Here is a 13,840-nt window from a genome sequence, read left to right as displayed (position 1 = left end):
GCTCAGAACGAACGACGCATCCGCCACGGAAAATCTGGTCGATGAAATTTCTGTTGCGGTTCTTCGGGTTCCTGTTCACCGCAGGAACCATCCTGTTCCTGGCTGGTCTGGCCGCGGTGGCAGGGCTATTCTGGCATTTCTCCAAGGATCTGCCCGACTATTCGCAGCTCCAGAACTACGAGCCGCCGGTGATGACCCGCGTCCACGCGGCGGACGGTTCGCTGCTCGGCGAATTCGCCAAGGAACGCCGGCTCTATCTGCCGATCCAGGCGGTGCCGAAGCTCGTGATCAACGCCTTCCTCGCCGCCGAGGACAAGAATTTCTACGAGCACGGCGGCATCGACTATACCGGCATGGCGCGTGCCGGCGTGTCCTACATCCAGAACTTCGGTTCCAACCGTCGTCCGCAGGGCGCCTCCACGATCACCCAGCAGGTTGCCAAGAACTTCCTGTTGACCAACGAGGTGTCGTTCAGCCGCAAGATCAAGGAAGCCCTGCTGGCGATGCGAATCGAGCGGGCCTATTCGAAGGACAAGATCCTCGAGCTCTATCTCAACGAAATCTATCTCGGCCTCGGCGCCTACGGCATCGCGGCGGCCTCGCTGGTCTACTTCGACAAGTCCGTCAATGAACTGACGGTCGCCGAAGCGGCCTATCTGGCCGCGTTGCCGAAAATGCCGGCCAGCTTGCATCCGGTGCGCAACCATGCGCGCGCCATCGAGCGCCGCAACTACGTGATCGACCGCTTGCAGGAGAACGGCTGGATCACCGCGGCCGATGCCGACAAGGCGCGCAAGGACCCGCTGATCGTCACCAACCGCAGCAACGGCGCGCATACCTTCGCCGGCGAATATTTCTCGGAAGAGGTCCGCCGCGACATCTTCGAACGCTACGGTGAGAAGAAGCTGTATGAAGGCGGCTTGTCGGTGCGCACCACCCTCGACCCCAAGGTCCAGGTGATGGCGCGTAAGGCGATGGTGGCGGGGCTCGTGAACTATGACGAGCAGCAGGGCTATCGTGGCGCGATCCAGAAGCTCGATTTGTCCGCCGACTGGGGCGTGCCGCTCGCCGAAATCAAGTCGCTCTCCGACATCTCGCCGTGGCGAATGGCTGTTGTGCTCGAGAGCAACGACCAGTCGGCGCGGATCGGCTTCCAGCCCGGCCGCGAGCTCGGCGGCGCCATCAGCAAGCAGCGCGAGACCGGCATCATCACGATGGACGGCGTGCGCTGGGCCAGGAGCAAGGGCAAGACGCCGACGGCGGTCTCGCAGGTGTTGCAGCCCGGCGACGTGATCTATGCCGACCCGCTATTCAACAAGGATGGCAAGGCCGTCGAGGGCCAGTATCGGCTGCGCCAGATCCCCGAACTGTCGGGCGCGATGGTGGCGATGGATCCGCACACCGGCCGCGTGCTCGCGATGGTCGGTGGCTTCTCGTTCGACCAGAGCCAGTTCAACCGCGCGACGCAGGCCTACCGGCAGCCCGGCTCGACCTTCAAGCCGATCGTGTATTCGACGGCGCTCGATAATGGCTACACCGGGTCGACCGTCATGATCGACGCGCCGATCGAGATCGACCAGGGGCAGGGCAATGTCTGGCGCCCTGAGAACTTCTCGACCGGCAAGTACCAGGGCCAGGTTACGCTGCGCAATGCGCTGCGGCTGTCGCTCAACACCGTGACGGTGCGGCTGGCGCAGGAAATCGGCATGCCGCTGATCGGCGAGTATGCCAAGCGCTTCGGCGTCTATGACGAGCTGCCGAACTATCTCGCTTATGCGCTCGGCGCCGGCGAAACCACGGTGATGCGGATGGCCACGGCCTATTCGATGATCGCCAATGGCGGCATCCGCGTGAAGCCGACCTTGATCGACCGCATCCAGGATCGCTACGGCCACACCATCTTCAGGCATGACCAGCGCGAATGCCGCGGCTGCGACGCGCCGGAGGGCTGGAAGAACCAGCCGGAGCCGCAGCTGGTCGACCGCCGCGAGCGGGTGCTCGACGCGATGACCGCCTACCAGATCACCTCGCTGATGGAGGGCGTGATCCAGGCCGGTACCGGCACCGCGCTGAAGGAGGTCGGCAAGCCGCTCGCCGGCAAGACCGGCACCTCGAACGAGGCCAAGGATCTCTGGTTCGTCGGCTTCTCGCCGGACCTCGTGGTCGGTCTCTATGTCGGCTACGACAAGCCGCGCTCGCTCGGCCGCAACGCGCAGGCCGGCCACACCGCGGCGCCGATCGCGCGCGACTTCATGAAGCTCGCGCTGGCCGACAAGCCCGCCACCCCGTTCAAGCAGCCGGTCGGCATCCGCTTGGTGCTGGTCGATGCCAAGACCGGCCTGCGCGCCGCGCCGGGGCAGAAGGGCGTGGTGCTCGAAGCCTTCAAGCCGGGCCAGGCACCGCCGTACTATGATCCCGGGATGGTCGCCGGCACTGACGTGATCGACGGCACCCAGCAGGGCATCTCGCCGGATGCGGATCGGGCCGTGATGCGGTCGGGGACCGGCGGGCTGTACTGACGTCCGCCGGCAGCGCACCGCAAACGGCATCCGTTCAGTCCCTTGCACCGCCCGTGCGGCGGTGCGGCGCTTTGTCAGGGCGGCCTGGTTGAACACGCCGCTTGCGGCGTCGACCTAATGAGAGGGACCGGAATCGCGGGGACGAAGACCTCGGTCGCTATTGGCGCGCGTTCAGTTGTGGATTGCCGATGATCAAGGCGCTGAAGGTCGTCGTTCACGTCGTCTGGGCGGTGTCCACGATCGCTTTGGGAACGCTGATTGGCGCGAGCTACGGGTGGGCGCATCACGGCTGGATCGGCGCGATCGCGCTCGGCACCGTGGGATTCAGCGTCGGGGCATTCCTCGCCGTCGATCCTTTGATAGTTCTTGAATTCCTTTGAGGCCTTTGATGCCATGACCGGCGGAAGCTGCCGTCCTTCGATCGTCGGTGCCGGTATGGCCGTGATTTTCACGCTTATTCGCCGCCAACAATGCTTGCCAAGCGTGGGACCAAGCGGGTAGAAGGTCGCACTCGCGCGGGCGCTGATTTGGCAGGCGAACCCGCTGCACCGAGATGTCCAGTCATCCAGCTAAGCTGTTGATACCACGGGCAATTCTTGGGGAATGGTGTAACGGTAGCACAACAGACTCTGACTCTGTTTGTCTTGGTTCGAATCCAGGTTCCCCAGCCAGTTTATCGGAAAGCCCATTTCCATCGTGAAATCAGGAGCTTACCGAATGACCAAAAATCCCAACCCACCTAGCTCAACCACCCCGGTTTCAGCGCCCTCCAAGCAGCAGTTGGCCGACCTCGCGGCGTTGCTCGGCTTGATGCAGACGGCCTCGAAGCTCAGCCAGGAACTCGACGTCATGGCGAATCAAGTCGGTGGCTCGCTGGAGAAGTTAGCCGAACGGTTCGGGGTGCCTTTCTTCGAGGTCCATCAAGCCTATGTCGAGGAGGCACAGGCCCCCGCTAAGCCCAAGGCCGCCAAGAGGCCGCGCACCAAGCGCTCATAGTCACCACCAAATCGCCGCCGAGAGGCCGCGAAGGGCACACCGGCCTCGTGGTTCTGCCGCGAGGTTTCCCCTATCAGGCATAGTACGAACGGTGCGTTGACTGTTAGTTGCACCGGAACGATTGCTGATTGCATCGTTGTTTGACCGAAGCAATCGACAAGCCCTCGGTAGGGCTCGTGCGCATTACTCCCGCGTTCGATTTGCTCCTGAGAACTCGCATGGAAGCTGGCCCGAACGAGCGGCGGCGGGCACGGATCAATACCAGAGAAAGCGCTTCAGTCGCTTCTGGCATTCCTTAGGGTTGGCAGCTTTAGCACTCGCGATGTGATTTCGTCGCACAGGGCCTTGATATCTCCATCCGTCTGCCCTCGACACTGGATAGAATGGATTTGACCGAAGCCGAGCGGCAGTTTGACGTTCTCAAATCGAACAGGAACGAGAACGCGTCGGTCTCGACCGATTGCCGCTTCATCAAGTACCCAATTTGATTTGGTGGAGCTAGCCGTCCAAAGTACGACTACGGCTTTGACCTCGGCTAGCTTCCTCTCGATTATTTCAGCGAATGTATCGCCTCCCTTTAGGGCCGCATCCCACCATGTGTTCCACCGTAGCTTACCTAGCTGAACACATATCTTCTCAGCGAGAGGGGCATCGGCCCGAGCATAGCTTACAAATATATCATGATAATCAGCAGCGTTCTTGATCTCCCGGACAAGACGTTGAACTTCCGCACTATCCGGATTTCCGTCCCACTTGGACAGATTGATCATGCCTTTCCCAAAGCCATACGACGGATTGGCCTCATCATCAAAGGTGACAGAGATCAATCCGTTATCTCGCTCAATGGAAGTAGCGCCGTCCAATGTAAAAGCATCATTCACGTTGAACTCGTCCCATATCAACACTAGCGGACAGGGAACCCTAAAAACGGTGAGAAACTCGGCTATATCGCCGAACGGAAGGTCTCCAGTCCGGTCCACGCATGGTATCTGTAAGGCGTTCAACAGGGCCAGCAGTGCCGCATGTTGTCTCGTCGTTCGCTCCCGGAGTTCTGCACTATCATACACCAAAGCCTGGGCATCCCAGTCGACGTATCGCCCTGACTTATGATTCGGCGATGCTGGATGCCAAACCACGACTGGCTTTTTGTAGGAGCCCAGACCGTCAAAGACCGTTTTGCGGGAGTCGAACTCCATGAGGACCTCCAGTAACGCGATATCGTCGCCAAACTCTTTTCGATGGATCGATCTTTTGTCAACGATGCGGAGGGACCACGCTAACGGCGATGGCAACTTCGCTTGCCTCGCTTAATCCAAAAACTCCTATGCTGCTTCGTGCTTCACCAGGTAGCTCTTGGCTCCTCTACCGCGCCCTGTGACTGTGTATTCAACGCTGATGGCACACAGTGCCTTGGTCGTGGAGTGCTCCTTATTCCCTAGCGCTTCCTTGAGCTTCTTGAGCGCCGTATCAGAGAGCGATAGCTCCCGCTTGATGGCGGTCAGCGGCGTGCTGCCGGGCAATCGGCTGCCCATAAACGATACCAGCGCTTCATGTGACGAGCCCTTGCGGGGACTCCTGACCTTCGGACCGTCCATCTCGAAGGGCCAGTCAGCAACCTTTAGACCGGGCATGTCCGCCAGGATGCTGGCGAGGATAGCGTCGCCATCAGCGTCTCGTGGCAAAACGATGTAGACACTTGCCTCTGGGCAGCGGCCTTCCTCATCGACGACGCGCCGCAGTCGGATGCGGTTGATGGCTTGAATGACCATCACGGCAAGCTGCCGCTGCCTCATTACGCGCCGAACGTCGGCATGGTCCTTCCAAGTAGGCGTCTTGAGCCACTCGTCAGTCTGAGGACCTTGGACCGCGAAGAAGGTGTTAGTCGCCCATATCTGGTCTCGATAAGGCAACCCAAAGATCACCGCTGTATCGAAGTCCGCCCAATCGTTCCGTCCGTCTACGGCATTCCAGTGGCCAACCGCGAAGCGCTCGAAGCCCATGCCGTCACCTTTGGCAATGTGGGTGTTGGCGTTGTGAGTGCAGAGGAAGACAGAACTGGAGACCGGCAAGCGTTGCTCAAGATCGTTGGCCAATCGTGCAAACCGTGCCTTGAAGCTCTTAATCATCGCTCGCTTGCCCACGGCTGCACAACGCGCAACGTGGAGGGTAGCGTTGCTGTAGTCGCGCACATGACTTGGTGTGGGCTCTAGGCGCGCTTTGTCCTCAAACAGGTCCCATAGGAAGTCTGCACGGGCAGTCGCATCCAGCACAACGGGGCCGGGGGCTCCCCAAGGCACCGAAAGAGAGGACGAGTTGAAGGAGTGCTCATCGCCGCTCTTGGCGTAGTAAGACCACTGGTCAAAGAGAGCCTGACAGGCCTCTAAGGTTCGATCCACCTTGTGGCTGATACGGCCACGCACTTCAGCGTCCGTCATGTGGGCACCCAAACGGTCATACTCAATTCGCTTCATCTCGTTTCGGAGAGAAGCGAAGTTCACGAGATTGCTGTCTGGAGTGTTGATCCCTCCCGGCATGAAAACTGAAGCCGCGCCTTGGTTCTCGTAGGCACCCAGCGCGCGCTTCAGCAGGTTAAGTGCGACGCATTCGGTGAAGAATTGCCGATCAAGGTCTGTCGTGATGTACCGTTGCACTTCTGCAATGTCGTTTGCAGTCACCTTCACGTCTTCCACGACATTGGCTAGGGCCTCGTCAATGATCGTTAGGAGGCGTTCTCCGCCCCTCCAGCGCCTTAAGCGCTCAAACGCCGCTCCTTGGCTGCTGTTGAGGCTGGCTGAAGCATTCACACACGCCTGATGGGTAATCACCAGCGTATCGTGCTGTTGGAGCACGTCGGTTGATTTGGGAGCGCGCGAATGGTGAGCTATCGCGACCTCTCGCCCAGCATGGGCATTGATTTCGGTCACTAGCTTGTCAGCTTCGTCAATGAGACGTGTCACGATGATGCTGCCCACGGGGAAGGCGCTCGTCAGGTTAAGCTCCGCCTGCATTGCCGCGAATAGACATGCTCCTCTAGTCTTCCCTGAGCCTGTAGGAGGCTGGAGGATGCGCCAGGGGGCCTGCACGCAGTTGGCGGTGTCGCTGATGGCTTCGTTAAAAGTCTTGGCCATGATGGCCCAGAGCTTCTCTAGGGGTGCTGAGGAGCACAGACCAAGATTGCTGGTCCAGTGAGCCTTCATCCGTGCAGAGAACTCTTGCGGCGGCACGAGCGCATAGCGATGCCCGTGCAGACCGATGGGGGTTTGCATGATTTACCTTTGGGATTGTGATTGAGGATGCCGTGTTGGTGTCAGAACACCTTAGAGGGGTGTGACCACGGCTTTGGAAATGCACCCCCGAAAGCCCCTAAGAGGGAGAGTAAAAATAGCTTCTTAGGAGGTTTCAGGGGTGTGTTTATTGATCGAAGAAGAGGATGGCTTCAGGAGCCTCTGAGGACTCCATAGAGGCGTTTGAGCCTCCAGTGCTACCCAGCCGGCCACCAGCACCCAAAACGCACCAGTGAGTCCCGCTGACTCGCTGTGGGCATTCCTGATGACACCCGTAGTCATCATCCTTGGGGTGCCTCAAGCGGAGCTTGGAAGTGAGTCTTTCAAGCAATATCAGGAACGACACCACTGGTGCTCCTACCGTCTTTGGTTGTGCTTGTGTCCAAGCTCGCCTTGAGGTCTTGTGCGCCTCCGCAAGAAGCAAGGGGGGCTTATGAGGGGCTTGAGTATCGCGCTGGCACTTATGCTGGCTGGCTGCATGGCACAGGAAGATGCTGGTGTCAGAGCGGCGAAGATGGAAGCGCAAGACGACGCTTCATGTAGGCAGCTATCGACGGGCAAGGGCGCTGACGCCTACACGCAATGCCGGAAGAACCTGTTGTACTATCGTCAGCAAGCCAACCTCGAAGAACAGCAGAAGCGGGCTAGGGTCTCTGAGGCTCTAGAGGGCATGAGCCGGTCAATGCAAAGCATCAACGCCAATCAGCCTCAGAACGTGAATGTTACCGTGACGTGCATGTACGGTCCTGGGCGTTGCTGACGGCTGATAGAGGCACCGGCATTGCTTATGTCGGCTTATGGAGATCAATGTCTTTTGGATTGGCGGCAAGCAGTTGAAACAAGGCACGGTCGCCCATGTATTTCGCTGCCGGTCGGGTCTTCTCTCGTCCTGCGAGCAAGGTCCTGTCGGATTGGTCGCGAACCTGCCAATCCCAGCCCCGTCTGCCTCTGTCTTTTAGGACTACTTCCAACATCGTCAGATAGATTGCCCTCAGTTGCTGGTGAGCGTATCCGTACCAATACGGAGGCGACCTGACCCATGTTGAGCCAAGCCGCCCTGGTGACCGCTAAGGTCCCTTCGCTGACTATTGAACCCTAATGCAAGTCAGCATGGTTGCCGACAGCGGGCGGGTCTCACTGTCGCCAGTGTTGGCCTGAGACGTGACGCTGAAGGCGTGTGAGTGATTGGCACTCTCAGTTGCGGTCGTGCCGCTGAAGGAGTGGGTGTGCTCCATGTTGCCGCTGACGTTGATAGTGCCATCGTCGCCGTTGTTCATCTGGATACCAACGATGACGGCAGAGTTAACGCTGGTTTGGATGCTGCCGTAGATGCGAGAGTTCGGCAGATGCGCTGAGAAGGCACCGCCAGTGCTCGTTCCGTTGGTCGTGCCACTGAAGGAGTGACTGTGCGCAGCGCTCTCAGCGCCGGTCGAACCGTTGACGACGTGCGTGTGTGGCTTGACGGCATCCGCCTGTAGAGTGCCTACAGCACCAGCAGCGCTCCCGCTGCGGTGTCGGCGGTAACGGTCTTGGAGATTGGGGACGTTGAACGTGGTGCTGCCGTCACCGGCTCCCCAGGTAGTACCGATGGCTTGGAATAGGGCCGCATAGGCCGTGCGGGACAGGGCTTGACCGTCACAGACAACGCTTCCAACTGGCGGAGTGGTCCCAGCGAAGTCGAAGACCTCACCGATGGCCTTGGAGCCTATGAGAGTGCCAGAGCAAGCAATGGTACCTGCGGCCGAACGATAGAAGCCAAGCGTCGGCTCACTGGTGAAGGTGAAGGCAGGAGCGGCGGCTGTGCCATCGTCAATCGACTGGTGGCCGCCTTTAACAGTCGTGAGGGGACCCGTAGCGCCTGGGAAGGTCTGCTTCAGGGTTAGCTTGATGCCCCTCATATGGTCGTCGCCGTTGACCACACCGTCCGTTGGAGCCGGATTGGTCGAGTCGAGTGAGGTAATGTAGGAAAAGGTCTCTAAGGCCATAGTATCCGAGTTGGATTTCTTCTGTTCTTGATTGCCAGCGCGGCTTCCGAGAGCATTGTTGCGCTGGTTAGTGCTTGAGTAGAGGCGAGGGGCGCGCGCTGATGCGCTACCGTCTCGCCGGCTTGGTGTTCCACAGTCCCTTGATTACTTCGTCGGGGAGATGCTTGAGGATGGTCACCCCGTACTGAGGGAACTCCCCCATCATCTGACCGCGGACTTGCCGAACGACTTCAGGCGTGTCGGAGCCCCAGAGAGCGCCGAGATACTTATGGAAGGCACCACGCTCCTTGACGCTCCCCATCGCGTCAGAGATGCGGCGATAGATATCCTCCTCAGCCTTGAGCCTTCGCACGGTGCCGGCATGGTAAGCCTGCTCGTTGCGGATAGGCTTCTGTCCGGCCTTGGCGTCCTTCAAGATGTTGTCCGCTGCTTCGGGGGCGTCCAGATGCCAGTACGGGCTTTCAGGCAGCGTGAAAGGCTCAGCACCCGTGGGCGTGTTGTCCATGACCGGAGCGGTTGGTGCCTCAGTGCTGTCAGCTTCAGGCACGTTGCGGAGCTTCTTCAGCGCGTTGGCTGCACTGATAAGTTCACTGGCGCGCTTGCCCATGGCAGGGTTGCGTACAGCGTCCAATCCTCCAACGTCGTGAATGAGCGGTGAAGCATCAGCCTCAGCTTCTGCTTGCTGCTGCCCGACGATCTTTCTACGAGCGGAAGCCATCAGCAAAGCGGCCTTGACCTGCTCGTTAAGTGCGTTGGCGTCCAGCGCTGGTGCTTCAGGAGTGGGATTGGCATCCTGGGCCAGTTGGCGAAGCAGAGGCATCGCGTCTTTAGCGGTCTGCTGTTGCTTCTGGCGCTGAAGCTTCTCCACAATCCTTCCGATGCCGGGCTCGATCACGTCAGGCTTGAAGGGCTGAGGAACTTCAAGGGTTGGCCCCCAAGGCTGCGATGGTGTCAGGCTGTTCTGCGGCGTGACCTTCGGCCCGCTGGGGTTCTGGTTGAGCACAGTTGGGACACGAACGCTGCCGCTGGTGTCACCGAACTTCTCCGCAAAGGTCTTGGCGGGGGAGGCGAGGCCAAGCGCCTTATCCATGGCCTTGAGGCCTTTGTAGGCCGCAACAGCACCAGCAAGGCCCTCAAGCGCTCCTGGGATGTGCGCCGTAACTGCATCTAAGCCAACGCCCCCGCTGCCTATGGCACCGGCTCCAGCTAGAGCACCAAGCTTCCCGACCTCCTTGGCGAAGGGCCACACGAGCTTCTTAGCGGTCTGGTGAGTGCCGCCAACGAATGTCCCGCTGTTCTGATCAAAGTTGCCTATGTCAGTGAGCTTGCTGAGCGCCGTCGATTGCCTCACCAGCGAGGAAAGGCCGTCATTGCCCTCAGCATCGACCGCAGCGAGGTCACGCTTACTGAGCACTTCACCGCGCCTAGCCGCCTCAAGGGCGTTTGCGGCTTCCGTGGAGGGGTTGGTCAGACGTTGGGTGGCTTCACCAAGCTCCCGGTGCACGTCAGCCACAGCCCGTGACGTAGCGTCGTAAGCCTTGCTTGGGTTGGAGAGGGAGTCCGTGCCACCCGCCGCTTCGATGATGCGGTTAGCGGCCATGGCCGTGTGCTCATCGGCACTCTGGCTTCGCAGCCGCGCGGAGCTTAGGGCTTCCTTCGCTCCTCTAGGCGCGGAGAATAGACCACCACCGAGAGCACCAAGCGCGAGAGCGCCCTTGACCTCTTGACTGTCGAACGGCTGCTCAGTGCCCTGCTTTACAAAGCCTTGAGACACTAGGTCCTGAGCAGCGCTGGTGCCACCTTCGACCGCAGCAGCCTTGACGACGTTTCCAGCGGCCTGAGCCACACCCTTGATGCCGGTAGGGGTCACCTTGCCGGGATTGACGATAGAATTCGAGCCGATCTTGTTGAGAGCAGCTTGCGCAGCGACGGACTTGAACGCTGTGAGCTTATCCTCACCGGTAGGTTCAGCACCTTCGTTGCCTGTACGGGCAGCAGCACGCTTCTCGGCCTCACTGCCCAGCGTTCGGGCTCCGTAGGTCGCTGCGTTGGCGATGTATTGTCCGATTGGTCCGAGCCGTTTGGTCAGGACTTGACCAGCAACGTCGAGAGCAAGTCCGGGAGCCTGTTCGACCATGGCGCGAGGAGCCTGCGACCAATCCAAGCCGAGAGTGTGGTTGTCCGCTCCATCGGCTGGATACATGAACACCTGGGAAGCTGACTGGTACTTTGGGTTGGACTTCGCTGCGTTGCTGTCGAGGACAGCCTTGCCGACGCTGGGACTGAGATAGTCCTTGATGGTCTTGCCAACACCAGACACCACGTCAGCGGTGCCCTGCGAGAGAGCACCGAGCATTGACGTGTCGGTCGTGGTCTTGCCAGTGGTTTGGGCAATGTTCTGTGCGTGCCAATTCTGCACGCCTGTCAACGCTGTCTGCTCATCAGGAGCTTCAACGACCATATGGCGGCCGTCGGGTATTTGGATTGTAAAGGTTGGCATTCGTTTCTTGTTCTTATTGGTTGGGCCGGGGGAGGTACGGTGAAAGTTTCCCAGCGGGCTTGCCTTCGATCATTTCGAGGGCGAAGCGGATGGCCGCTGGCGTTTCCTTCATCGTCACTCGATGGCGGGTGGCTACCCAGCAGAATTGCCGAGCGAGGTAGCGAATGTCATCTGCGAGCCACCCGGCTTCGAGCACCGCAGACAAGCGGTCGATATCGAGCATGTTTCGGCACGCAGCGAGGACCGGCTTGTATTCGGGAGGCACCTTGGGCTTGGTGGCGTGAGTTACCGCAATCGCTGCTCGTGCGGCCATTACCTCTTCATTGGCCTTCCATCGCGCCTCATCGGCCGCTCGCTCTTCAGGGCTGTAGTAGCGCCGCTCAGAGGCATCCTGGATGGCTATTCGATACTTGAGGTCGCCTTTGCCCTTATAAATTCGAGCTTCGGCTTCAATCCCGCTTGCAGACCATCCCTGTCGGATAGCTGTGCCAAGCGTGGAGCGCTCTTGGAGCGTTCGGCACACAGATCGTAGGAACTCAAATTCCTTTCGTCTGCCTGCCGCAATAGGTGCAGTCATGTCTCGTTTGATTCAGATTAGTGGTGGTGGTGTTTGCGCTGAGCCTCCTTGCGCGCGCTGCTTCAGGAAGCGACGGGCGAAGAAGTCGTGGTAGAGCGCCGAGTTAACAATGGCGATGAGGTCTCGCGGCTTCATCGCGTAGAAGGGCTTCTTGAAGTGCTGAAGGGCGAATTGAGCTAGATCCATCTCGGACCAGCCAGCCTCCAAGACGCCCGTGAGTTTTTGAAGCTCGCTGGGGCTTTCACAGGCCGTGTAGAAGGCTCCGAAGGCTTTACCGGTATCGATAGCTGCTCCTCAGTGGGACCATCGCGAAGAGGGGCCGAAGGACCCATCCGCCAAAAACCACGTCTTCTCGCATCGGTGGGCTCGGGAACGGCCATGCCTCTGAGCCCACTAGCAAAAGTTGCGTTTCAAGCGATTTTTGTATATACGAGACAAATCACTTGCGGAGGTCTCGTGCGGGAAGACGAATGTCGGGCGGTTCTGGAGGGGCTTAGGTGGCCGAACGGCCCCGTGTGCCCTCATTGTGAGGCTTCAGGTCCCTCCATCGCTTCGCTTGGTGGCACGTCCCATCGCCCTGGTCTTTATCTCTGCTCCGAATGCCGGAAGCAATTCACCGTCACGATTGGCACCCCGCTGGAGGGCTCTAAGCTCTCGCTGGCTGCATGGCTCCAAGCGGCGCACATGCTCAACACATTGCCTGAAGCTGTGACAGTGAGGGAGATTGAGCAGGCTTTGGGCGTGACCTACAAAACGGCTTGGCACATGGTGCAGAAGCTCTTGGCGGCCGTTGAGGACTATCGAGGTCCGTTGCCCTTGTTCGGTGCAAATGTCAGGGCGCGTGTTGAGCCGCTGCTTCCAAAGACGAGGAATAGCCGCGCGCAGTGGGAGCGGAGGCAGGCCAGAAAGCGCGCTGGCACGTACAAGGCCCCACGGGTACCTGTAGCGGTTGGGGCGCTATCAGGACTGCGGTTCGATCCGCCCGCGACCACGGCTCATGTAGAGCGTACGGAGCGTTTCTTGCGATGGGCTTTGAGCCGCAGTCAGTCAGGTCAATGAGCGCGAATGAAGCAGTCGGAGATGTTGAATCGATTGGTTGAAAACGCGCTCGGCTTTTTGGCGCGCGCCATCGAGACTTTGGAGACCGCGCCTAAGTTTTCTGTGATCGACTTTTACGCAGCAGTCGAATTGTTCTTGAAAGCGCGCCTGCTGCGAGAGCACTGGAGTCTTGTTGCCACAAAGAATCCAGATTGGCCGAAATTTGTCGCAGGCGATTTTGTGTCAGTCGGTTTCGAGGAGGCATGTGATAGGCTGGACAAGGTCGTTCAGAGCCCTGTCCCTCCCAAAGCGCGAAGTAAATTTAACTCCGTGCGGCTCCATCGAAACAGAATGGTCCATTTCTTCCACGCTGGCGAAGACGAACACCATCGGGTTGTCGAAGATATAGCTATCGAGCAGCTAAGCGCTTGGTACGAACTTCACCAGCTTTTGCGGCAACAGTGGCGAGATGTGTTCGAGCCTTGGCAAGACGATATTGCCGCAATCGAAAAGCAATTGGAACGCCACAAGAAGTATTTCGTCGCGAAGTTCGACGCACTGAAGCCAGAGCTTGATAAGATCGCTGCTAACGGTCAAGCCGTCTGCAACTGCACTTGGTGCAAGTTCGAAGCAGCAGTCATGTCTGACGGAGGCGTATCAGGTCTCAAGGAGGGGAATTGCCGCGTCTGTGGTATGGCGAACAAGTGGCTTTCAATGGAATGCCCAAGCTGCGGCGAAGAAGCCTTTGTCTATGACGGGGCCGACTTCTCGTGTGAGTGCGGACACTCCCTTGATGAGCAGGGCCTAGCAAAGGCCCTTGATGAGACCTTCGTCACCAAAGACGACTATTTTGACAATCCTTACTGTCATTCGGCTTGCAATATTGACCCCCTAAGCCGGGGGATCGGCGTCCAAAATTGACCCCCTACAGATAGGTCTGT

Annotated in this window: 11 protein-coding genes and 1 tRNA gene; 6 read left to right on the top strand and 6 right to left on the bottom strand. The window is 59.1% G+C overall.

Features of this window, described 5'->3' with window-relative positions; genetic code table 11:
• Positions 1–41 precede the first annotated feature (41 nt).
• The 4 genes from JQ616_RS33865 to JQ616_RS33850 all read left to right on the top strand — a co-directional run bounded on the left by JQ616_RS33865 (position 42) and on the right by JQ616_RS33850 (position 3,515).
• Entirely contained in the window at positions 42–2,519 is a 2,478-nt protein-coding gene (locus JQ616_RS33865) for a penicillin-binding protein 1A (protein ID WP_212022463.1), read from the top strand.
• Between the two features lie 188 nt (positions 2,520–2,707).
• Entirely contained in the window at positions 2,708–2,899 is a 192-nt protein-coding gene (locus tag JQ616_RS33860; protein ID WP_212022461.1) for a hypothetical protein, read from the top strand.
• A gap of 217 nt (positions 2,900–3,116) precedes the next feature.
• Positions 3,117–3,190, top strand: a tRNA-Gln gene (locus tag JQ616_RS33855).
• Positions 3,191–3,236: 46 nt separating this feature from the next.
• On the top strand, positions 3,237–3,515 hold the full coding sequence (locus JQ616_RS33850) for a hypothetical protein (protein WP_212022459.1): 279 nt from the start codon (positions 3,237–3,239) through the stop codon (positions 3,513–3,515).
• 275 nt (positions 3,516–3,790) lie between these two features.
• Here the strand turns inward: JQ616_RS33850 and JQ616_RS33845 are convergent, their stop codons facing one another.
• The 6 genes from JQ616_RS33845 to JQ616_RS33820 form a co-directional block, all read right to left on the bottom strand.
• Entirely contained in the window at positions 3,791–4,711 is a 921-nt protein-coding gene (locus tag JQ616_RS33845) for a toll/interleukin-1 receptor domain-containing protein (RefSeq protein WP_212022457.1), read from the bottom strand.
• A 126-nt stretch (positions 4,712–4,837) separates the two neighbouring features.
• On the bottom strand, positions 4,838–6,781 hold the full coding sequence (locus JQ616_RS33840) for a hypothetical protein (protein ID WP_212022456.1): 1,944 nt from the start codon (positions 6,779–6,781) through the stop codon (positions 4,838–4,840).
• A gap of 1,103 nt (positions 6,782–7,884) precedes the next feature.
• Positions 7,885–8,784: a phage tail protein gene (locus tag JQ616_RS33835; RefSeq protein WP_212022454.1), complete on the bottom strand. Its 900-nt coding sequence runs from the start codon at positions 8,782–8,784 to the stop codon at positions 7,885–7,887.
• Between the two features lie 106 nt (positions 8,785–8,890).
• The gene (locus JQ616_RS33830) at positions 8,891–11,284 is read right to left on the bottom strand and encodes a hypothetical protein (RefSeq protein ID WP_212022452.1); all 2,394 of its coding nucleotides are present in this window, start codon (positions 11,282–11,284) and stop codon (positions 8,891–8,893) included.
• A 13-nt stretch (positions 11,285–11,297) separates the two neighbouring features.
• The gene (locus JQ616_RS33825) at positions 11,298–11,861 is read right to left on the bottom strand and encodes a hypothetical protein (RefSeq protein WP_212022450.1); all 564 of its coding nucleotides are present in this window, start codon (positions 11,859–11,861) and stop codon (positions 11,298–11,300) included.
• 12 nt (positions 11,862–11,873) lie between these two features.
• A complete protein-coding gene (locus tag JQ616_RS33820; RefSeq protein ID WP_212022448.1) occupies positions 11,874–12,047 on the bottom strand; it encodes a hypothetical protein in 174 nt (57 codons plus the stop codon).
• Between the two features lie 192 nt (positions 12,048–12,239).
• Here JQ616_RS33820 and JQ616_RS39970 point away from each other — a divergent pair, with 192 nt between their 5' ends.
• On the top strand, positions 12,240–12,920 hold the full coding sequence (locus JQ616_RS39970; RefSeq protein WP_433996028.1) for a transposase: 681 nt from the start codon (positions 12,240–12,242) through the stop codon (positions 12,918–12,920).
• A 6-nt stretch (positions 12,921–12,926) separates the two neighbouring features.
• Positions 12,927–13,820, top strand: coding sequence for a hypothetical protein (locus JQ616_RS33810; RefSeq protein WP_212022444.1), 894 nt, complete (start codon positions 12,927–12,929; stop codon positions 13,818–13,820).
• The last annotated feature ends 20 nt before the right edge of the window (positions 13,821–13,840 follow it).

Source organism: Bradyrhizobium tropiciagri, from assembly GCF_018130545.1.
Classification (GTDB): Bacteria; Pseudomonadota; Alphaproteobacteria; order Rhizobiales; family Xanthobacteraceae; genus Bradyrhizobium; species Bradyrhizobium tropiciagri_A.
Note: the sequence above shows the minus strand (reverse complement) of the source record. Positions and strands in the feature narration are given on the sequence as shown.

Excerpts from the sequence above, each read along its gene's own strand:
- JQ616_RS39970 (WP_433996028.1), top strand. The coding sequence starts at position 12,240 with ATGCCTCTGAGCCCACTAGCAAAAGTTGCGTTTCAAGCGATTTTTGTA.
- JQ616_RS33825 (WP_212022450.1), bottom strand. The coding sequence starts at position 11,861 with ATGACTGCACCTATTGCGGCAGGCAGACGAAAGGAATTTGAGTTCCTA.
- JQ616_RS33860 (WP_212022461.1), top strand. The coding sequence starts at position 2,708 with ATGATCAAGGCGCTGAAGGTCGTCGTTCACGTCGTCTGGGCGGTGTCC.
- JQ616_RS33830 (WP_212022452.1), bottom strand. The coding sequence starts at position 11,284 with ATGCCAACCTTTACAATCCAAATACCCGACGGCCGCCATATGGTCGTT.
- JQ616_RS33850 (WP_212022459.1), top strand. The coding sequence starts at position 3,237 with ATGACCAAAAATCCCAACCCACCTAGCTCAACCACCCCGGTTTCAGCG.
- JQ616_RS33820 (WP_212022448.1), bottom strand. The coding sequence starts at position 12,047 with ATGGATCTAGCTCAATTCGCCCTTCAGCACTTCAAGAAGCCCTTCTAC.
- JQ616_RS33810 (WP_212022444.1), top strand. The coding sequence starts at position 12,927 with ATGAAGCAGTCGGAGATGTTGAATCGATTGGTTGAAAACGCGCTCGGC.
- JQ616_RS33865 (WP_212022463.1), top strand. The coding sequence starts at position 42 with ATGAAATTTCTGTTGCGGTTCTTCGGGTTCCTGTTCACCGCAGGAACC.
- JQ616_RS33835 (WP_212022454.1), bottom strand. The coding sequence starts at position 8,784 with ATGGCCTTAGAGACCTTTTCCTACATTACCTCACTCGACTCGACCAAT.
- JQ616_RS33845 (WP_212022457.1), bottom strand. The coding sequence starts at position 4,711 with ATGGAGTTCGACTCCCGCAAAACGGTCTTTGACGGTCTGGGCTCCTAC.
- JQ616_RS33840 (WP_212022456.1), bottom strand. The coding sequence starts at position 6,781 with ATGCAAACCCCCATCGGTCTGCACGGGCATCGCTATGCGCTCGTGCCG.